We start from the raw sequence: 21,539 nt of genomic DNA, 5'->3' as shown, positions 1-21,539 counted from the left end.
ATTATGCGCGATTTTTGTTTCGAAGTTGCCATTATTGGAGGCGGTCCTGCTGGTACTGCAACAGGGATCGCGCTTAAGAACATGGGCATTGATAGTGTTTTTATTGTTGAAGCGGGCTCATATTCAAAGCCGAAAATAGGAGAGAGTATTCCGCCAAATACTCAAACCCTGTTACAGCGTTTGAAGATATTTGATGCGTTCTCTTTGCAACATCATGAACCGTGTTTAGGTAGTTATTCGTGCTGGGGAAGCACGCAACTGGGGTTTAACGACAACCTATTTAATCCCTATGGAGCTGGCTGGCATTTAGATCGGAGCCAATTTGATTTGTTTATGGCTCGACAATTTAAAGCCTTATCTGGTGTTCTAGTTGATAACACACGGTTTGACAATTTATCGGTGATGAAAAATGACTTATACCCAATCAAGTTGTCATTTGAGAACCACCCTGATGTTTGTTGCCGTTTTGTCGTCGATGCAACGGGGCAGTCTGCAAAAGTTGCGCGAAAGTTTGGTGCTACGGTGAATATGCAAGATTTGATGGTGAGCTTTGCAGCGTATTTTGACTGTCAAGACACTCGCTTGAATGAGAATAAGTTGACCCTGTTAGAAGCGGTCGAGCATGGTTGGTGGTATTGTGCTTCACTACCTAACAATTTACAGGTTGTTAGCTTGACCACGGATATTGCGCTGGCAAAAAAGCTTAGGTTAAAACAGCCTGAAAACTGGTATTCCTTACTCAAAAATAGCATACATATCAATAGTCGAATTGAGGGCACAGTGTCCCCTAATCGACTAAATAATTGGAAAACACCCTCTAGTTTATTGAGCCCTCCTGCAGGAAACGGCTGGCTTGCAGTGGGTGATGCTGCTGCTTGCTATGATCCAATTAGCTCTCAAGGTATATACAAAGCTCTTGCAAATGGCCTACAGGCAGCTAAGGCAATTGTTCAATGGTTAGATGGAGACCCCGAGGGACTGACGGAGTATCGCAATAAAGTCGTCAAAGACTTTGTTAATTACCTTGAGCAAAGGGACTATTTTTATGGGCAGGAACAACGTTGGCAGGAAGCCGAATTTTGGGCTAAACGGCGCGCTTATCTAGCTGGGTTAAAATATGGATAGGTAATACATGCGTAAACGCGATGCTTTGAACAATCGCTCATACATAAAATGCACAAAAGCAGGGCTAGCTAGACTGTTTAATAACAGAATCGTTAGCTTATGTGGAGAAATATAAGGAGCTTGTCTAAGCTCGTTATACGAGTCACTAAACGTTTGGGGCATCTTTGCTAAATATCGAGATCGACCCACATACGATATCTATCACGTGGACGTTGCTTTGCACCGCGCTTGTGCTTTTAATGCAACCTGGGTTTACTTGCTTAGAAAGTGGATTGGTTCGAAGTAAAAACAACATTAATGTTGCTTTGAAAAACGTTGCAGATTTTTGCATCAGCGGTGTTTGCTTTTGGTTAGTCGGATATGGATTGATGTACGGAGCCAGTGCTGGTGGATTCTTCGGTACCAATCAATTTGCATTGGATAGCTATGACAACCCTTCAATCTTAGCGTACTTCTTATTCCAGATGATGTTTTGTGGCACTGCGGCGACTATTTTATCCGGCGCGGTGGCTGAGAGGATGCGATTTTCCGGTTACATTATCTGCTCTTTTCTCACCGCGACGGCATTATTTCCAATCGTTGGCCATTGGATTTGGCATGGTAAACACTTTGAACAGGCCCCCATGGGCTGGCTTATTGAGCTTGGCTTTATCGATTTCGCGGGCGCAACCGTTGTTCATTCCGTAGGAGGGTGGATAGCTTTAATTGCACTTGTTGTCGTGGGGCCTAGGTTAGGGCGGTTTACCCGAGAGGGTGAACCAAAAGAAATGTATTGCCAAAACTTACCCCTATCGGCACTGGGGACCTTTTTACTTTTTATCGGGTGGTTTGGATTTAATGGCGGCAGCATACATACACCCAGCACAGAATTGGCTCGGGTGTTTTCAAATACAGCTCTATCCGCATGTGCAGGTGGCGTGAGTGCACTGCTATTGTCTTGGAATTTACATTCTATGCAAGGAATACGTTATGTATTGAACGGGCTTCTTGCTGGACTGGTCGCAATTTCTGCCAGTGCAGATCTAGTAAACTTACCTTCGGCGATTGTAATAGGTGCAATTTCTGGCTGTATTAGTGTGCTGCTTGGCGATCTCTTGGAAAAGTTCAAAATTGACGATGTTGTGAGTGCGGTTCCCGTTCATTTAGGAGGAGGGATTTGGGGGACTGTAGCCGTAGCGCTGTTTGTGCCATTGGAAAAGCTAAAACTTGAAACGCACTCAGAGCAGCTTATTGTACAGTTGGTGGGAGTGGCTGCATGTGCAATTTGGGTATGTTCCATAGGCGCAATTTTTTTATGGCTGGTAAATAAAGTGCACCCTCTGCGAGTTTCCGCTCAAACAGAAACGATAGGCTTGAACTTTGGTGAACACGGCATGAAAGATGAACTGATTGACTTAATGGAGCAGTTCGACAATATCGCCAAAAATGAGAGTACGCCCCAACACCTTAACGTTGAACATGGGTCAAACAACGCGTCATTGTGCATGACTTACAATTATCTCTTAGATCATACTAGCAGGCACTTTAAGGCTCGTGAGGAGGAGTTGTTGCGCCTTGCGAGTTTGGATCCCTTAACTGGGATTGCCAATCGACGTGTTTATGAAAATGTGCTTGCGGAGACTTTGGAAAAAAGTAAAAAGTCCAATTTAGATTTTTGTCTTTTGGTGATTGATGTCGATAATTTTAAACAATATAACGATCACTATGGTCATCAACTAGGGGATTATTGTTTACAAAATGTTTGCCAAGCGCTATCTAGCAAATTAACGGTAAAAAATGGCTTGCTGGCGCGAATAGGCGGAGAGGAGTTTGCCATTATTCTTCCAAACACAAGTCAAAAAACGGCACAGAGTTTAGCTGAAAAAATACGTAAAGAAGTCAGTGCGCTTAAAATACCGCACTGTGCTGGGCAAGGTGAATTTGTCACCGTCAGTATTGGAGGTGCCCGTTGGAGTCATACAAATGAAGTAAATCTTCAGACTTTATTCGATGATGCAGACATGGCTTTATTTCAAGCCAAAAGTAATGGTCGAAACCAAGTGCGATTTAGTGATCAAGCAGCAACAAATTGAACTTGGAATTGGGTGACATTGCGCCATGAGTAAAGTCGTATCTGAAACCTGTTGCGGAAAATGGAGTGCCAATATAAACAGAGTTTTAGTGTTCTCCCTTTAGGTTAGCAACTCGGTATATGGCCAACTTACGTTAAATACACAGGTTAAACGGTACGTAAGGCGCAATAAATAGAGTCAATAAAGGCTGTTTGAGTGATGTGTTTAACACTGAGCTTAGCTCACAATTAATCCGCTTTTTAGGATGTTAAGCACACTGTTTAAAGAAATATGATTGTGACAAGTTTCTTTACATTTTGTAAATTTAGGTATAAAAAATACATGCTAATCAATAAAAGGAGAATAATTAATGAAATTAGCATCTGTATTCTTAAGTGCTGCAATGACACTTGGCGCTGCAATGCCAGCGTCTGCCAAGTCAGTTACCGATTTAGCGTATTATCATGTTGGCTGCTATGCGACAAGCACTGGTGATATGATGTGGTACGAAATTGCGGATACCAGCTCTCAGATAAGAAGCATTATCCAAAGATGTACCGCCGATGGAGGCCAATTTAGAATTCAGAAAATATACTACAGATAGTTTTGCGACTGTAGATATAATGAATGAGTACAACTTAATAAGCTCCCGCTCGGGGCTTATTATTTTTCTTTGAGTTGAAACTTAAGAACATAGTGAGAAAATAAACGCTTTCTTTACCATCAATCGCGCTGACTTTAGTTTCTGTGAAACTCTGACTCCGACGAGCCCAGACATTGGTAATGTAACTTTTTCCGCTATTGGTTTTGCAAAACACTGATAGATAATCAGTGGGCTGTGAATAAGTATTAATATGGGCATAGCCCACATTAATACTAAGTATGTTCTTAATTTCTATACTGACTAGGTAGACCACCAAAATAGCTATTGGAGTAAACTTCATCGAAGTAGATCACACCAGAAGAATTAGGCCTTGCCGGACCATACCAACCAAATTTGAAACTGTTCGGTTGCACTGAACGTCCATTGGCTGTTAGCTCATGGGTGAATGTTTTGAAGTAGTTCGTTCTGCCATTGGGGCCATAATAAGAAAATGCTTGCCAGCTACCACCTTGCTGTTTCACTGCGGCTCTGATGTCTCCATTTGCTACGGTTTTACCATTAAGGGGCGCATCAGCACTAATACCCATACGAACGTAATACCATTTGCCCTTTTCCACAGGGATTGATTTGAAATAGATTTTTCTATTATTGCGTTCATTACCACATAATGACTCGCCTTCTGAATTTACAAACTGACTGGCGTTGCTGTATGAGCACTTAATTGAGTGCTTAAAATTGAGTGTGAGCTTTCCGGTTAGTTTAGATAGGTAAAACTCCATTTTTGGTCCTGTAGCCGCTGTAGGGCTCCAAAATTGCTGAATGATCGCATACCTGTCGCCCAAAACCGGTCCATCTAATGCCGAGTCGTCTGCGACTTTAAAGCTAAACCCGTACCAACGATATTCATTGAGAGGCACATCTTGCAGTTTATTGGCATAGAGCTCTGTTCGACCTTTCCACTGACATGTGGGCGTTGTTACATTACCATTACGGTGAAACTTGACCCCTTTGCCATAATACCCATAGCCGTAGCCCTGAGATATAGAACCATTGCAGTCCTGTATATGATAATTATATTGTATTGGGTCGTTAAAACTGCCATAGCTCATATACTCAATGGCATTTGCATTTGTTGAAAAGTAACAGGCTGCAATAGTCAGGGATAAATTTATCAATTTCATAATCATTCCTTGTTAATAGTTATCAATATATTTACCTAAAAAGTATTAGGTGAATAAATTGTATAACAAAAACCTAAAACAACGAACTAGATAATAAATATCGCCTTCTCAATAATTGCAAACATTGGTCAGCGTTACGGTATATTGAAGTCTAAGTCTAACTTGCAATTATTTTAAATTTTCAAGATATTAATCCGCCTGATGGATAAGAGTACATGGGCACGTTTAAGCTGAGGAGCTTAGTTAAATAAGAAATGCGTTACTCAACAGAGCCTATTTTGTTGGCTTTATTGAATGTTTGAAGCATGCGGGGGTGTTGGCATGAACTCGTTTATGAGGCTTGTATCACTGTAACTTATTCGATAAACAAAAATAGTCGGAGTTCCAGAAGATATAAACAGGTTAATTGCAGTAGATATTTTTAACGTAGGGTGCGCTGAACTGCACACCCAAGATTCACACAAAAACTTAGTGAAGTCTTTCGATAGTCACTTTACCACCACTTAGACCGTTACCACCGTTATATGCTAACTGTGCGTATAGTCGACCACCTTCAACTTTAAATTTCACACGGCCCACCCCTGAATTGTGGGTGATCTTGCCGTAACGGCTCACACCATTCCAATTGAATATCGTGTATTCCTCCAAAACAGGCTCGTAACCATCACGGATCCCGGTAACGGTTACTCTGTAAGTGCTATTAAGAGAGATCGCCACACTGCTTGGTAGTGCAACCCAGCTGCTGTTGGCAGGTAGACTAATACCAGCGGTTTGTTTACTTGAGTAAACTGATTGAGCATCGATACTTGGAGTGCCACCAACTGCTGCAACGTGTCCTGTTAAGTTTGTATTTTTTAATACTACGCTGTGAGTCCACCAGTCTTGACCCGTCATACCTTTGATATTAATCACACCACCATTTTCGGCGTCTATAACAGCATACGCGCGATCACTGCTTTTACCACCTTGGGCAAACACGCCATTAATATCCAATGTTCTGGAGTTTTTTACTTTAAATACTGTCTTTACACCTTCGGCATAAAAGTTACTTATTTGATTATTCCATGTCCTATGATCTGCGGGTCCATAGATCTCGATACCTACTCGTGAGTTTTGTACCGTAGAGTTTGCAATGTCGCTGCCCATCGCAGCTAACTTTATGCCAGTATCTGACTTTTCTACATACACGTTGTCAAAGACGTTAACGTTATTAAACCAGCCATTTGGTTCTGTATTCCAATAAGCTGGTGCTTCACCATTACCATGTAAATGAATTCCAAGGTTTACATTGGCGATAAATAAATCTTCAAAGCGACTCCATATTACCCACTTGCCATTAATACCTGTATTGAACCCGGATATATCTAACTTCGAGAAGTTTGATCTATAACTTGCAAACGGAATGTCGATTGCAGTGCCTTTTTTATAACCAGCAGTTTGAGACAGAGATAAATTATGTAATTCCACACCGTGTGCTACTTTAAACAAAGCTATGTCGGCGGAAGTTTCTAATTTTGATAAGTTACGTTTCTCACCATATATTTTAATTCTAGAGTTGTGATTTCCTTTGCGTTGGGTTACATCAAGTGTATTTGAAACTTTAAAAGTACCTGCAGGGATGTATACGCTTTTGTTATTTTCTACAGCATAATTTATAGCAGCTTGAATTTGAACTGTGTCGTCAATATTATCATTTGCAATTGCACCAAAACGGCTGTCTGTAATTGATATTACACTTGCGTCAAAAGCAATTGCGGAAGAAGATAACAAGCTTAGCAAGAATATTGAGTTGCGGTAATTCATTGTAGTCCTTTTTTAAGTTTTAAGTTTCTCTTAAATAGTACACTATTTTTACAATTAATATAGTGTTTGGGTGAATATAATATAATTATTAATATATTAATTTTTTGGGTCTGCATTTTGATTTTTGATTGTCATCTTATAATTTATTTTGATGCTTTTTATTAATCTTTAGGGGTTTTGTTTTTTTAAAGGTGGAATTGATAGAGGTGTGGAGTAATCAATGAGTGAGAAAATATTGTGAATTTTAGTTCTGTATGGGTGAAGTTTATTTCTAACTTATAAATAAGTAAACGCATTCTCACTGATGGATTTTAAAGATAATGTTTATAGATTGAAATATAAAAGTATTTGATATACCTTATAAATAAAAATGACCAACAATTGTTGGCCATTATAAAGTTATTTAGTTAATTTCAGCTATTAAAATGTATAGCGGATACCAACTTTAGCTTGCCATGCTGACGAGCCTTTATCAATTTGAGAGTAGTTACGAACATCAGAGCCTTTGTAACGCTCATCGATCACTAGCTGACCATTTTCTAAACCACCAAAGTCATAAAGTTTTTGGTCACTGTGACTAAGCTTCTTCTCAATACCCCAGTCGCTATTAAGTAAGTTTGCAAAGTTTTCGATCATGAAATAGATCTCGCCTTTGTGCTCTTTATAGAAACCTGGAATTTCTTGTTTAAAGCTGACATCCATAGTTGTAACCCAAGGTTGAGTGCCCGTATTTCTGTCAAGGATCTGACCGCGCTCAGAAATGCCTGCACGGTTAAGAAGTGCCTCTAGCTGCTCCCAGCTGAGGCCAGATTCGTCCCAATTTACTTTTGGATCGTTGGCACCAGTTGGAATGTAAGCTAGGTATGCTGACGTGCGGTTAAAGTCGCGTGTATCACCAAAGTCGCTGTCATTGTATGAACCCATTGTGTAGCTGAATGGGCGGCCTGAACGACGTTCGAAGAAAACATTGAACTTAGATGCATAGCCATCAATAAACTCTGTTTGGTAGCGTAGGTTCAATTTGAAGCTATGCTCAACCTCGTAGTGACCACGACCAACTAGGTCAACATTACGACTGTGTGTAGTTGTATGCTTGTAGTTACCATCTGCTTGCGATGCACCGCCAGGTACGATGTCTTCAACGTCTTGGTTTGTGTAGCTTGCAGAGACATATAGGCCGTTTTCAAACTCTTTCGCAATTGCTGTTGAGATGATGATAGATTTGGCTTCAAGATCAGAATTGGTCATCATGATGTCGTAGTTATCACGTAGATCACCTGAGTAAATGCTATCGTAGATTATACGACCTGTCGCAGAGCGAACAATGTTTCCACTCTCATCTAACTGTGGCTTGATAGATGTGTTGCGCCATACCGCTTCGTCTTGTTTGTTTTGGTATGCAATTTCCGCAGACCATTTGAAGCCATCACCTAGTAGTTCTGAATCGAACTCATATTCAAAGCCTAATTGTGCACGAATACTTGAAGGCAGTTCAAAGTTTGGATCAGTGTATGCAGTGCTGCCAGTACCTGGTTTTAGAGAATCTTGGATCCCTTGAGGTACTTTTGTAATGTCTACTTGTTCAACGTCAGCAAAGTGTGCATTGATTGCAGCTTGCGTCGCGGCTACTTGTGTGTAACCGTCTTTTTGGAAAGGGTTGTTAAACCAAACATTTGGAATACCACCTTGGAAGCGGCCAATACCACCGTTGATAGTTAATGCGTCAGTCGCATAATACTTAAAGCCGATACGTGGCAGGATGATATCCGCGCCATCAAGATTTTCTTGGTTTGTGTAACCATAAGTATTCTGGAACGCTGCGTTAAGCCTTGGCTCATCGCTTGAAGCCAAACGTTCATAACGAACACCCGCTGTGATCTCTAGGTCATCAGTTAAATAAAACTTGTCTTCAATATATAATGCGATCTGTTCACGCGTTGCATCATAAGCAAGGTCGTTTACGTTATTAGTGTACGCATTAGTATATGAGAACTGATAATCTTCAATTTCAGTTCTTCTGTCTTTAATAACGTGCAGCTTTTTATTTGCAAAGTCTTCCAGGCTACCAAATGTCCAAGTACCCATTGAACCTTCACCGAATACGTTATATAGACGTTTACTTTCTAGTTGCGCACCAAAGTTGATTTCATGATCGCCCATGAAGTACGTAGCATCGAACGTCAGCGCGAAAGTCTCTGTTTCACTTTTGTTTGCATGGCGGTATCTGTCACGACCAAACTCAAAAGATTCACCTCTACCACCGTCAATAAATACTTCAATCGAGCCTAAATCAGAATTTGTGATACTGTCGTTGGTAACATTTTTGTACGCTAAGCCAATTTCTGTTGAGAACTCATCAGACCAATCAGAGTATAGCTTGGTTGCGAAGTTATCGAACTTAGTTGTGTACTCATATCGGCTAGATGCCAAGCTTAGTGAGTTACCGCCAGTTGCAAAGCCTCTGTCGTCTTTTTCATCTTGCCATTGGTAAGTGAAATCGGCACGGTGTAAGTCGCTAATATTCCAGCTCAGTTTTACTAGTAAGCTTTCACTTGTATCTTCTGGGTTGCCACCTAGTTCATCTTGAATACCGTAGGTGTTGTTTAGTGTGTTAACAAACGTGTTGTAATCTGATTCTGTGATATCGAACTCATGTGCAGTACCTGAACCATCAAAGCCGTAATCCATGTCCATCTCTTGCTTCCAAGAGTTGTAGTTCACAAAATAGAACAGCTCGTCTTTGACAATTGCGCCACCAGTACTGAAGCCCATGCGAGACTCTGTTTCGATAGGATCTGTACTAGAGATCTCAAACGTTTTATGGCCATTCTCATCAAGAATGCTAGAGCCTGCGCGGTGAATTGTGTCACCATTCGCATCTTTTACATCTTCTTTGTATTTAGCTTCAGAGATATTGTCTAGCTTACCTGTCAGGCTAGGCGTACTGGTTTCATAAAAACCAGTAAACGTGTATTCATTTGAACCAGACTTAGTTACAGCGTTAATAGTACCGCCACCAAAGTTACCTTTTTTCGCTGAAAAAGGAGATGTATCTACAGAGATTTGCTCAACAGCATCTAGAGCAACAGGTGGTTGTGAAGTAGGGTAGCCACCAAAGTTCAAGCCAAAATCATCATTTTGACCAATGCCGTCTACAGTTAAACTGTTTGTTCTAGGGTTGTTACCTGCAATGGTAAGTTCGCCGTTACCGTTAATGCTTGCCATTGGATTTAGGCGTGCAACATCTTTAATGTCGTTGTTGAAGCTAGGAACGTTATTGATTGCATCTTCACCAAATACGCTGCTTGAACCGCCAGCTTGTTGCACCAATTTATAACCACTTACTTCAATTTTTTCAATTGTTTGTAGCGGTTTTAGTTGATTGCTGATTCTATGCGTGTCGCCTAATTGAAGGAAAATATTGTCTAGCTCTGCGTCTAGGTATTTGTCCGAGTCCAGCACTACGCGGTAAGGTCCGCCTACGCGTAGGCCTTTAGCAATAAAAGCACCTGCTTCATTGGTAGTAAATGTGCTGACAGTGCCAGTTGGTTCGTGAATAACTGTAACTTTAACATTAGCTGCCGCATCTCCGTTAGGCGTGGTGATTTTACCACGCATAGCAGATGATGTATCAGAAGCGAATGCGCTTGCTGATACGCCAATAGCTAATGCTAAGGCGCCGGCCACTTTAGTTAAGCGAACGTTTTTCATTGTGTTGTTTCCCGTGTGTTTTGTATTTAAAAATTAATAAGGTCAAATATTTGAATCTCAGCTCAATACATATTTGACTTAAACAAACTTCTCCTGCGAACGACTTTATTTCTCACACCAAAACATGGTTAGACTCTAAGCTAGGACTAACCTTGAGAGTTGATGCTGTAAAGTTCAATCGATAGGAATTACTAATTAGAAGTTGAATCTATTGCCAAAGGGTATTTTGATTACGATGGTTTAATATCGGAGTGTTTACCAAGCGGATTGTTGAGTCACTCAAAAGTTTATCGACCAAGGTCGTTTCTTGAGTCTGTAACAGCATTGTGTGTTGAAGTACCACGTTTTAGTCTATCCAAATCATCGTTAAAAAGGTTTTTGACGTTGTTAAGCACAAAATAGAGTATCCATAGGACATTCATCCTGTGTACTTAAAGCAATGTGTTTTATTCTTCTCGTTTGCTTAAGCCACAGCTCCTAGAGCTAGCCATGTAACTAAGAAGAACCCTTTTGATTTTTGCAATTGTTGCGGCCATTATAGCGCAATGTTTATTAACTTATCAAAGATCTTGCTATCTAATGGAATAGAAAATATACAAAAGAGAGGTGGTTTTAACTCAAAGAATAAAGTGACTGTATAGGTATTCAGTAGTTGGTTCGAAATATGCGCACATATAGCATGTATTATCAATTGTTATATCTAAGTTCATATTAATAAAGATTTTAATTATTTCTAAGAATTTACTGTCTTTATCAGTAGGGTTGAATTTTGTGTAGTGAATTCGTGGGATCTGAACGCCTTGGTTAGGCAGTATTGAAATATTTTATTATTATGAATGGTTTGTAATAGGCTTTTCAAATACTGATTCTGTTAGTTGTTTTATTGTTGCTATATTTTATCTAATCTTCACAATTTTATTTCACCTGGGTGGAAGAGAGTCGGCGTATTCAATTCCGACTCTATTACAGCATTAAAGTGAGGTTAGCCTCACTTTAGGTGTGTTTATTTATATGAGTAGTTCAAAGTTACACCGTTGAAATTATTGTAACCATATAGGCTGATGTGCCATGTACCCGCATTTGGATTGGTAAATGAGCACTGTTCTTCATTGCCATTTTTCCATGGGCGGCAAGTATAGTTGTTGGCGTCTGGTTGAGCGTTGTATCTCACGTAAAGGTCTGCATCACCTGTGCCCCCAGTGATCGCCAAATTCATTTCTTTAACTCCCTGTGGAATATTCCATGTGTAGTGGGTCCAACCATTTTGATTACCTTGCAAGTTTGGCAAAGAACCATTTACTGGTTTAACACCGCCAGGATTGCCTGGATCTCCGCCACCTTGACAGCCATTTGCAGAAAGGTAGTCTGATGCACTTTTCGCTTGGGCGATGCCGTGTCCATAGTAATTGTCACGGCCAGCGGCACCTTTGTCTTTTGCTGTCGCATTAATTGCTGCGCGGATCTCTTGGTTTGTACATTGAGTATGATGGCTCCAAACGAGTGCAGCTACGCCTGCAACATGAGGCGATGCCATCGATGTACCACTTAGGCTTCTATAAGTGTTAGTTGGATAAGTTGAGTTTACATTCGATCCAGGCCCCGCAACTTCGACTTGATCATTATATTGAGAGAAAGATGAGCGAGATTCGCTTGAAGTTACAGACGCTACCGAAATCACCGAATTGTAAGATGCTGGGTATGACTTAGAGCTATTTCCGTCGTTGCCTGCTGCTGCCACAAGCATCATGCCGCCATTAACGAAGTTTTGCATCGCAGTGTTTTCACTGCTCGAATAGTTACCTCCGCCTAAGCTCATATTAACAACATGAGATCCTGCGTCTTTACATTGTTGGATAGCGTTAATGAGGTTCGACGCATGTGTCCACTGGCCATTATCGTTAAAAATTTTGACGATATGAAGGTCTACACCAGGATAAACACCAACCACACCTTGGCTGTTGTTTTCGGCTGCAATGGTACCTGCAACGTGTGTTCCGTGACCATTTCCATCATTATTCCACCTACCAACGGCGTTATTGTTCGCGATACCTGTGACGTTACCATAAGGTAAATCTGGGTGTCCTAGATTGTAGCCTGTGTCAATAACACAAACTTTTCTTGCTGAGGTATTATTTTGAGACAGCAAGTGTCCTTGCACCATATTGATACCGTATGGCGTACTTTGTGCGTAAGGGCTAATTACGCCATCAGATTTAGTGGCATCGAACAAAAAACGTTTCGGGTCAATCTCTATCGACTCGATAGAAGACAAGCCTCGTAATGTTTCTAGGCTATACTCATCTAACTCGGCAACCATAGCTTGTTGACCATTGAGCGAGAATAGTGGCTCAGCACCTGCTGTAAACAGGAAGTTCATGGCAATAAAGTCGTTGAAAACTCTTTTTTCGGCTGTTTTTTCGCTTTTAAATTTAATAATGTAGCGATTGTTGGTTGGTGATTTTTCCTCTAATTTAAGAGCGCTTAGCTGCTTTAGTTGTTGCTCTTGAAGTACTGGGGCGTCCGCCAGAGTTGGAAAACTCATTGCCGATACCATGATGGTTGCTACTGTAGAAAGTTTAAATCGCTTGATACTCATGTTTGTTCCTTGTTGTCTTTAGTTACGGTTGTTTTGAACTGATAACTCACTTAAACATCAGCACTAAAAAACAGAGCATAAAAGTGGTTTAACTACTCTTTCAATTTCATAAAATTGACGTCAGTTAAACATATCAGTTACATGTTGTGTGTTTTTTAAACAACCTTACACTTGGAACGGTCTAACCGCAACTATGAAACATATTAAACTTCGACTAGATACACCTTGAATGGCCAAAATTTAACCTAAAAGCCGTTGTTAAATATGCACTTTTTATCAACATGAAAAATTTTAATAATGAGCCAAAATTACAATTTGATTGTTAAAATTAGGTTAATGGCTTGGGTGGGGTTGATTTTTCCGTGAAGAATTCGGCGTAGTAGTTCGCACATATGCTCAATAGTGGATGTGTTAGAACAAACACAATGGAATAGAAGTCACCTGGAGGGGCAAAATAACTATAGCAATAGCGGGAACCAGTATTTGTCTATTTGGTGCACTGAGGGGCACGCGGAAACTGTGATCCAGATTAGCGCTATATTTTAAACTTGCGTTGTATTTTTCAAAATATCAAAAAAATCGGTAGCTTCGGTGTTTTTTATGAGTAACGAGTAGGCAGCGTCCGTTAAATCTAGGTTGGACGCTGCTGTCACTCAATAGGCCTAAATTTTAGTGACCTGTTTCGTAAGATGCTCTGGCTGTATTCGTTCTTTCCCATGTACCATCTTTATAAAGGATAAGTGCAGATGCTGTATTGCTGCTTGAATAAGCTCTTACTGTGACACTACAGCTAGTACCACCATTACATCTTGCAATACCTTCCCAACGAACCTCTGAAATTTCCTTTGACACATCCTTTAGGTAAAAACGGCCTGAAGTTGAACTACCGAAAGAGTAGTCAAAGGCCGTACAGTTTTGAGTTCCATTACCCCATGAATGACTGTTACCACCTTTAGGATATACATCACATACAACTTGTGCAGAGAAAGCTGAACCCGCAAATAAAGTACCTGCAATTAGTGTAAGAGCTTTTAATGTAGTTTTCATTTTAGTTTCCTGTTTATTGATATTTTTAATGTGGCGCATCAGCGCAATAACAAGGTAGTAAATAATTCTAGTTTGAGTCAATAGAGGGTAATTTTCTTGAATTTTCCTTTTTTTAATTATTAAGCATCCGTATTTTTCTTATTAAGTAGATAAATTATCCATTTTTATTAAAGGTGGTTTATTCTTATTTTTTCGATATTGATGATTTGTCTTCTTATTTTTTAATGTTTGTAGTGCTTTGGTAAAGGCGGGCAGGGCAGAAACGGGATAAAATCAATTTATTTTATTCCTGATCACGGGTATTGATTGGAATTTAATATCTTTTCATTTTAACTGTCTGATTTTATGAGCTATAAATTTCATATTTTTTGCGTTTAGCTTTATAAACCGAAAGTAATTTAGAAATTTCAAACGCCGAGAAAAACCATCGTTGTTTTTTTGTTGCTTATTTGTTACTTGGTGTTTCGGTGTTTCATGTTAGCGTGTTCGCCAATTTTTTGTCGATGTATCTGTATGTCAGTAGTGCGCATCAAGTAGGAAAACAATTTACATTAAAGACTCTGAGTTAATGAAACATGAACGGAGTGATAGAAGGGGGCACAACTTTGGGCATGAATAATACCCGTTCAAAATATTTCGAATTGGAGGTTGAGCATATAACTTACCTTTGAATATTCTCATTAGGCTAAAACCGGGTGAGCCGCATTTTCGCTTTCGAACACTGGCCTAGGTAATTTAAGTCGCATAGCGAGGTTTAAAATGCTAACAAGTTGAAAAACCTAGTATTATGTAGATATTTCATAAGCCAAAATATGGTAGATGAAAAGGCCATGACCAACGACTCAGTTCAATTCTTGCTGGCCGCTTTATTTTTATTTTAACGAACGGAGTGGTCTACATCGACGTCTATATTTGAAACCGAGCTAATAATCTAGCTGGTTTCCAAGTAAAAACAATCGTGTTTCATTTACTTGGCATTTTTCAAAGTATTACCATGAAAAGCATTACTCATTGGTTGTTGAGTATAACCACAATTTCTAGTTCAGGAATTTGTATGAGTCAGTTATTTTTAGTTACAAGTTGGGGCTGACAACAGCTTACTTATTTCTGCTAAATTATTCGCTCCATCGCCAAAGAATAATAAGGACAGGATGATGAAAAAAACGATGTTAGCCTTGGGGCTTGTAACGGCGCTTACGGGGTGCTCGGTGTCTATTAAGGAATCAAACTTTATTAGCCAAGATGAGTCAGTGACTGTTTATACTAATGACTTTGTTGAAAATCTGAATGCTAGGACGCCCCACCATGAAATAAAACCCATTTCAATTCAAGTTAATGGAGAGGCTGTCGTATTGCACGGTCTGCACTTTGACCACGCAAATACGAAAGACACCATTTTATATATTCCCGGCAATGGCATGAGCGTCGAAAAATCAGTGAGTTCTGAACTTATCGATATTGTTAAGTACGATTATGATATTGTCGTATTTGACCGCAGGGGCCTAGGCGCTAGCAATGGAACTGCCACGATTTCAACCTTGATCAGTGATGCGCAATTAAGTTATGAGTTTAGTAAAAGTGAACTGGGTGCTGAAAAGTTAATTGTTCACGGTTTTTCTCTTGGTAGTTTTGTTGCGGCACAGGTTGCCAAGAGCAAACCAATTGATGGCCTAGTGATGCAAGGATCGGCGACAAACGTTGCCGGTTGGATAGACGAAGCCATTCCTTGGTACAAAAAAATGTTAGTTGATGTGCAGGTCGATGACGTGTTTTTTTCAGTCAATAATGCGCAAGTTCTCAGCGATTATTATCAGGGTCCACTTCTGGTGATAGGTGGAGGAAAAGACAAGCAAACACCAGTATCTTTGTCACACAGATTATACGACGCAAGCCAAAGTATAGATAAACAGATAGTGATATCTGAAGAGGCTGGTCACTACAAAATGTTCGACAATAAGCAGGTACGTGCTGCATACGACGAGTTTCTCAACAAGATCTAGCGGTCACTGGAGGGGCATGAAAAATATCAGTTTAATAGCTTTGTTGGCTATGTACTTTATCTTTTGAATAAAAAGCAGCTAAAAATCGAGTTTATGATCAAGTTTGGCGGCCTTCATACCGCCAAACTTTCATACTAAAAAACTAATTACTCGATAAAAGAAATTAGTTTTTCAGCAATTTGGGTATTATTTTGTGAGCCAATAAAGTGTTCACGACCTTTACCGTGGGCAAATACTTGTACATCAATTGCTGTGTGGCCACCGGTAGTCCACCCTGTATAGCTTGCTTTATTGATGAATCCATTGATGACGTCAAAAATCGCTCTGTCGCCGCTAGATTTTGCCTCATTGAGCTTTTTCGCTATTTCTTCAGAGTATTCTAGTCCAGTCAGTGCCACCCAATCACGTTCAATATTTTTGCTATCTTTTAGCTTTTTGGTAATTGTTTTTACTGAATTTTTCACATTCGCTACGACATCTCTTTCCCATTTATAATCGCCGTCAGCTCCAAGAGTTAAACCTCCTGTTGAGTGGTCAGCTGTTATTACGAGTAGCGTGTCCGGGTTATTGTCAACATACGCTTTGGCCAACTCAATCGATTGTGCGAAGTCTTCCATTTCTTTCATGGCACACGCAATGTCATTAGCATGACCACACCAGTCGATTTGACTTCCTTCGATCATGACAAAAAAGCCTTTATCATTTTTATCTTTGTTCAACAAAGAAAGTGCTTTTTTAGTCATATCCGTTAGGCGCAATGGGCTTTCATCGATTGCGTAAGGCATGCCTTTTTCAGCAAAAAGTCCAATAGCAGGAATTGATTCAATAGTATTTAACTGATTTAAATCATCAATATACTGATAGCCAGCCTGTTTAAATTCAGAAACAATATTACGGTCTTCGCGAATAAAATACTTGGTACCCCCCCCGAGCATAAGGTCAACAGGCAGCTTACCTGCAACCTTTACATCAATATAGTCGTCTGCAATCTCATCATAATTACGACGAGACTCATTGTGTGCTGCAAAGCTAGCTGGGGTTGCGTGGTTTATCTGTGAGGTAGCGACTAGCGCTGTGGTTTTTCCGTTTTCTTTTGCCATTTGTAACATGGTCTTTAACGGCTTCTTTTTTGTGTCGACCGCGATTGCACCATTATAGCTTTTAATAGCTGTACTTAGCGCCGTTGCTCCTGCTGCACTATCCGTAACAACCGTGTTGTCGTCTGGATAAGTATGTGCCATGCCAACCAAAATCGAGTCAAACACAGTTGGTTCTACAGTTTTTGTTGTTTTATCGTCTTTGTAGTATCTATACGCAGTTGTGTATGCCGGACCCATACCGTCACCTATCATATATATGATATTTTTTGGTGCAGCGTAAATTTGACTACTAGCCAAGAGAGAGATAGCCGCTGCAACTGCCGAAATTTTGCGTGACATAGTTTTTCCTTTGATTTCCCGTGTTTGGTTTAAACGAGTTTTGTAATAATTGATATAATTATTACCTTAAACGCTTAAGTTTTATCGCGTATGATCTTAACTAAATGTGATTGTGAAGAATATCAATAAATGTCGATTAATAAAAAAAATGAGATGAAAGACTATTTTTGCGAAGGTTTTGCATGGCAGCAAGTTGGCCATGGTCCCAATAAGGTGGTGTGTTTGCATGGTTGGCTGGATAACAGTAATAGTTTTAAGCCTATGGCAGAGCTCTTAACGGAACAACACTTAGCAACGCATACTTGGTATCTGGTCGACTTGCCAGGCCATGGTCGTTCAAAGTGGAAGTCAGCGGATGCACAATACTATTTTATTGACTATATATACGATGTGATGCGATTTATGGACGCAATAAACTTGCCGCAGGCACACTTTGTCGGTCATTCAATGGGGGCGTTTATTTCAAATTTGCTGGCTAGCACTTTCCCAAATATGGTGCAGTCATTGAGCTTAATTGATGGCATAGGACTCGTATATCAAAGCCCTGAGCATGTGAAATCAAACTTGATTAAAGCTTTTGAAGAGAGAAAAAAACTTGCTGCGCAACCAAAGCGTTGGTTTGATGATAGACAATCAATGGTTAGAACAAGGGCCACGGTCGGCAAGTTTAGTGATGACATCGCAGAAATATTAATGGCGCGTACAATCATCAGCGAGCAGGGCAGATACACGTTAAGCTCTGATCCTAAATTGAAATTGCCCTCTACGATTAGGTTAGGTCAAGAACAAGCGATGAGTTTATTAGATAAAATTACAGTAGACACTATGCTTATCTTACCAAATGAAGGATATGCTCAAATGCGTGATAACATGAAACAATTTCTTCCATGTTTTGATATGCTTAGTGTTTCTGAAGTTCAAGGAGGGCATCACTGTCATATGCAATACCCAAAAGAAATATTGAAAGAGATCGTCTCTCATATTGAAAAAGCAAGTGCCTAGTTGATTGTAAGTTTGCTTTAAATATGGGAATATCCCTTAGTTAGAGTAATTACTCAATTGTTTAAGTGCCTTATTTGCTTTAAGGTAAGTGTAAAAAAAGAACGAGAATACAGGAGCTAAGAGTGGAAAAAATCTGGCTAAAACGCTATCCAGAAGGCATGCCGGCAACGATTGATCCAGAGCACTACAACTCGCTGCTAGAACTAATAGACGAATGTTTTACCAACTATGCTCAGTTACCCGCTTATTCAAATATGGGCAAAACACTGACATATAAAGAAATAGACAATGCGACTAAAGCAGTTGCAAGTTATATTCAGAATACGCTAAAACTTGGAAAAGGCGATAAAGTAGCGGTTATGATGCCGAATTTACTTCAAACGCCGATCACCATTTTAGGTGTGCTCAGAGCGGGCTGCACGGTTGTAAATGTGAACCCTCTGTATACGGTTCGTGAGTTGGAGCACCAGCTGAATGATTCAGAAGCAAAAGCGATTTTTATTCTAGCTAACTTCGCTAGTACTCTAGAAAAGGCTTTGCCTTCGACACCTGTGAAACACATAGTGATGACGCAGATAGGAGATTTGCTTGGTGGTGTTAAAAAGCACTTAGTGAATTTTGTCGTCAAGAAAGTTAAAAAGATGGTACCTGCTTATAATTTACCTTCGGCTATTCCGTTTGCTCAGGTAATGAACGCAGATCCCAATAGCTACAAAAAGCCAGACGTTAGCCAAACTGATTTGGCTTTTTTACAATACACTGGTGGAACTACCGGTGTATCGAAAGGTGCAATGCTGACCCATGGGAATATGGTTGCGAATTTAGAGCAGGTGTCGGGCTGTTTGGACAAAGTCCTAGATAAGGGCAAAGAAGTCGTTATTACAGCTTTACCGCTTTATCACATCTTTGCGCTCACTGCGAATTGCCTGACATTTATGAAATACGGCGGTCATAATATTCTAATCACAAACCCTCGAGATATGGCAGGGTTTGTTAAAGATTTGGCTAAGTATCCGTTTACGGTCATTACGGGTGTAAACACCTTATTTAATGGACTACTCAACACTGAAGGCTTTGCACAACTAGACTTTTCAAACCTAAAAGTGTCTTTAGGTGGTGGTATGGCGGTGCAAAGGCCTGTAGCTGAAAAGTGGCAGTCTGTGACCAACTCTCGATTGCTTGAGGGTTACGGCCTAACTGAATGTGCGCCGCTTGTCACAATTTGCCCGCTAGACCTAGAAGGTTACAATGGTTCGATTGGTCTACCTGCACCTAGCACGGATTTAAAAGTTGTGCTTGAAAATGGTGAGGAAGCACCAAAAGGTGAGCCTGGTGAATTGTTGGTTAAAGGCCCGCAAGTCATGGCTGGTTATTACAACAGACCTGATGCCACAGCCGATTGTTTGCAAGACGGCTGGTTCGCTACTGGAGACATAGCGACCTATGATGATGAAGGGTTCTTTTATATTGTTGATCGTAAAAAAGACATGATCTTGGTCTCTGGCTTCAATGTATTCCCAAATGAAATTGAAGAAGTCGTTGCTAGCCATGATGGCGTTCTTGAAGTTGCCGCTATTGGTGTACCTCATGAGGTAAGTGGAGAGCAAGTAAAAGTTTTTGTTGTAAGAAAAGATCAATCTTTGTCAGAAAAAGATATAATAGCGCATTGTCGTGAAAACCTAACAAACTACAAAGTTCCTAAAATGGTTGAGTTCAGAGATGAACTACCAAAGACAAACGTAGGAAAAATATTACGTAGGGCGTTAAAATAAGAAAAAACCGGCAGCAGCCGGTTTTTTTTCGCTAAATGCGAAGGAGTCAATGTGCAGTATCAGTTTATTCAATACCAAGCTGAGTTAGATGAGTTTGTAAGCCTCATTTCGGATAGTAAAGTTTTGGCAATCGATACCGAGTTTATGCGTAGAAGAACGCTTTACCCGGAAAATGCCTTATTGCAGGTCTATGATGGTAAGCATTTGGCGTTAATAGACCCCTTGGTAGATATGGACTTCTCAGCGTTGTGGGCACTATTTACGTCACCTGATGTGATTAAAGTGATCCACTCTCCTTCGGAAGATATTGAAGTATTTCAAAATTTTGCAGGTATAGTGCCAGCGCCCCTTTTTGATACTCAATTTGCTTTGCAACTTTTAGGTGAAGGCAACTGCGTTGGTTTTGCCAATATGGTCAAATCATTGCTAGATATTGAAATAGATAAAAGTATGTCTCGCACAGATTGGCTGAAACGTCCTTTGTCGGATAAACAACTAGAATATGCTGCGGCTGATGTATTTTACTTATTACCCTGTTTTGAAAAAATCATTGTGCAGATAGAACAAAAGCAACTGTTTGACATCGTGATTTCAGAAAGCGAACTTATTGCTAAGAAGCGCGCGTTCAGAACCCCTGACGAATACATTTATCTTAACATAAAAAATGTATGGCAACTTCGGAGTCGAGATCTGGCGGTATTGAGAGAGCTGGCTGCATGGCGTATGAATAAGGCTGAAAAAAAGAATATTTCGGTAAACTTTATACTCAAAGAGCTCAATATGGTTGAAATTGCTAAAAGGCGACCCTCCTCTTTAGCAAGTATGCGTAATATTCCTGAAGTTGAAGCGATGGAAGTGAACCGTTCTGGCAAAGAAATATTAGCATGTATTGAAGCGGGCAGGGCCGTTGAAGAAGATGCACTACCGGCCAAAGTTAAGCGTTTAATTGATTTCGCGCAGTATAAAAGGGCAGCGAAAGAGATTAAATCTGACATCAGCCAAGTTGCGAAAGAGCGCAATTTACCAGTTGATGTGATCGCGTCTAAAAAACAAATTAACCAGGTCATAAGCTGGAATTGGAAGCTTACCGACACACAGCGCCAAGTGATGATTAAACCCGATCTTTTCCAAGGGTGGCGCAAAGAAATTATTGGTGATGCGCTTAAAAAGTGGGAAATTTAAGCCTTCTAATTGAATAATCTATATAA

13 protein-coding genes are annotated in these 21,539 nt (G+C 40.2%); 7 read left to right on the top strand and 6 right to left on the bottom strand.

What is annotated here, in order from left to right; all coding sequences use genetic code 11:
- Window positions 1–3 precede the first annotated feature (3 nt).
- The 3 genes from N483_RS19340 to N483_RS19330 all read left to right on the top strand — a co-directional run bounded on the left by N483_RS19340 (window position 4) and on the right by N483_RS19330 (window position 3,780).
- Entirely contained in the window at window positions 4–1,125 is a 1,122-nt protein-coding gene (locus tag N483_RS19340) for an NAD(P)/FAD-dependent oxidoreductase (RefSeq protein WP_023399085.1), read from the top strand.
- 164 nt (window positions 1,126–1,289) lie between these two features.
- Window positions 1,290–3,197 (top strand): ammonium transporter, encoded by a 1,908-nt coding sequence (gene amt, locus N483_RS19335; RefSeq protein WP_196764416.1) that lies wholly within the window; start codon window positions 1,290–1,292, stop codon window positions 3,195–3,197.
- Window positions 3,198–3,546: 349 nt separating this feature from the next.
- Window positions 3,547–3,780, top strand: a complete 234-nt coding sequence (locus tag N483_RS19330; protein ID WP_023399087.1) for a hypothetical protein — start codon at window positions 3,547–3,549, stop codon at window positions 3,778–3,780.
- A gap of 284 nt (window positions 3,781–4,064) precedes the next feature.
- Here the strand turns inward: N483_RS19330 and N483_RS19325 are convergent, their stop codons facing one another.
- The 5 genes from N483_RS19325 to N483_RS19305 form a co-directional block, all read right to left on the bottom strand.
- Window positions 4,065–4,961 (bottom strand): heparin lyase I family protein, encoded by an 897-nt coding sequence (locus N483_RS19325; RefSeq protein ID WP_023399088.1) that lies wholly within the window; start codon window positions 4,959–4,961, stop codon window positions 4,065–4,067.
- A 468-nt stretch (window positions 4,962–5,429) separates the two neighbouring features.
- Window positions 5,430–6,764 carry a glycosyl hydrolase family 28-related protein gene (locus N483_RS19320; RefSeq protein ID WP_023399089.1) on the bottom strand — a complete coding sequence of 445 codons (1,335 nt, stop codon included), beginning with the start codon at window positions 6,762–6,764 and terminating at the stop codon, window positions 5,430–5,432.
- 420 nt (window positions 6,765–7,184) lie between these two features.
- Window positions 7,185–10,475, bottom strand: coding sequence for a TonB-dependent receptor (locus N483_RS19315; protein ID WP_023399090.1), 3,291 nt, complete (start codon window positions 10,473–10,475; stop codon window positions 7,185–7,187).
- 1,003 nt (window positions 10,476–11,478) lie between these two features.
- Complete coding sequence (locus N483_RS19310; RefSeq protein WP_023399091.1) at window positions 11,479–13,071, bottom strand: S8 family serine peptidase; 1,593 nt, start codon at window positions 13,069–13,071, stop codon at window positions 11,479–11,481.
- 669 nt (window positions 13,072–13,740) lie between these two features.
- A complete protein-coding gene (locus tag N483_RS19305) occupies window positions 13,741–14,118 on the bottom strand; it encodes a hypothetical protein (RefSeq protein ID WP_023399092.1) in 378 nt (125 codons plus the stop codon).
- A gap of 1,154 nt (window positions 14,119–15,272) precedes the next feature.
- On the opposite strand from N483_RS19305, the gene N483_RS19300 reads away from it, so the two are divergent.
- Complete coding sequence (locus N483_RS19300; protein ID WP_023399094.1) at window positions 15,273–16,118, top strand: alpha/beta hydrolase; 846 nt, start codon at window positions 15,273–15,275, stop codon at window positions 16,116–16,118.
- Between the two features lie 146 nt (window positions 16,119–16,264).
- Here N483_RS19300 and N483_RS19295 read toward each other — a convergent pair whose 3' ends face one another.
- On the bottom strand, window positions 16,265–17,557 hold the full coding sequence (locus tag N483_RS19295; RefSeq protein ID WP_023399095.1) for an alkaline phosphatase: 1,293 nt from the start codon (window positions 17,555–17,557) through the stop codon (window positions 16,265–16,267).
- 129 nt (window positions 17,558–17,686) lie between these two features.
- On the opposite strand from N483_RS19295, the gene N483_RS19290 reads away from it, so the two are divergent.
- From N483_RS19290 to rnd, 3 genes are all read left to right on the top strand, one after another.
- The gene (locus N483_RS19290) at window positions 17,687–18,559 is read left to right on the top strand and encodes an alpha/beta fold hydrolase (RefSeq protein ID WP_023399096.1); all 873 of its coding nucleotides are present in this window, start codon (window positions 17,687–17,689) and stop codon (window positions 18,557–18,559) included.
- A 122-nt stretch (window positions 18,560–18,681) separates the two neighbouring features.
- Complete coding sequence (fadD, locus tag N483_RS19285; protein ID WP_023399097.1) at window positions 18,682–20,331, top strand: long-chain-fatty-acid--CoA ligase FadD; 1,650 nt, start codon at window positions 18,682–18,684, stop codon at window positions 20,329–20,331.
- A 51-nt stretch (window positions 20,332–20,382) separates the two neighbouring features.
- Window positions 20,383–21,513, top strand: coding sequence for a ribonuclease D (rnd, locus tag N483_RS19280; RefSeq protein ID WP_023399098.1), 1,131 nt, complete (start codon window positions 20,383–20,385; stop codon window positions 21,511–21,513).
- Window positions 21,514–21,539: the final 26 nt, after the last annotated feature.

It is taken from the genome of Pseudoalteromonas luteoviolacea NCIMB 1944 (genome assembly GCF_001625565.1).
Lineage (GTDB): Bacteria > Pseudomonadota > Gammaproteobacteria > Enterobacterales > Alteromonadaceae > Pseudoalteromonas > Pseudoalteromonas luteoviolacea_F.
Note: the sequence above shows the minus strand (reverse complement) of the source record. Positions and strands in the feature narration are given on the sequence as shown.

What these genes read in the sequence shown, in the direction of transcription:
- N483_RS19340 (WP_023399085.1), top strand. Translation starts at nt 4, where the DNA reads ATGCGCGATTTTTGTTTCGAAGTTGCCATTATTGGAGGCGGTCCTGCT.
- N483_RS19330 (WP_023399087.1), top strand. Translation starts at nt 3,547, where the DNA reads ATGAAATTAGCATCTGTATTCTTAAGTGCTGCAATGACACTTGGCGCT.
- N483_RS19325 (WP_023399088.1), bottom strand. Translation starts at nt 4,961, where the DNA reads ATGAAATTGATAAATTTATCCCTGACTATTGCAGCCTGTTACTTTTCA.
- N483_RS19320 (WP_023399089.1), bottom strand. Translation starts at nt 6,764, where the DNA reads ATGAATTACCGCAACTCAATATTCTTGCTAAGCTTGTTATCTTCTTCC.
- N483_RS19315 (WP_023399090.1), bottom strand. Translation starts at nt 10,475, where the DNA reads ATGAAAAACGTTCGCTTAACTAAAGTGGCCGGCGCCTTAGCATTAGCT.
- N483_RS19310 (WP_023399091.1), bottom strand. Translation starts at nt 13,071, where the DNA reads ATGAGTATCAAGCGATTTAAACTTTCTACAGTAGCAACCATCATGGTA.
- N483_RS19305 (WP_023399092.1), bottom strand. Translation starts at nt 14,118, where the DNA reads ATGAAAACTACATTAAAAGCTCTTACACTAATTGCAGGTACTTTATTT.
- N483_RS19300 (WP_023399094.1), top strand. Translation starts at nt 15,273, where the DNA reads ATGAAAAAAACGATGTTAGCCTTGGGGCTTGTAACGGCGCTTACGGGG.
- N483_RS19295 (WP_023399095.1), bottom strand. Translation starts at nt 17,557, where the DNA reads ATGTCACGCAAAATTTCGGCAGTTGCAGCGGCTATCTCTCTCTTGGCT.
- N483_RS19290 (WP_023399096.1), top strand. Translation starts at nt 17,687, where the DNA reads ATGTCGATTAATAAAAAAAATGAGATGAAAGACTATTTTTGCGAAGGT.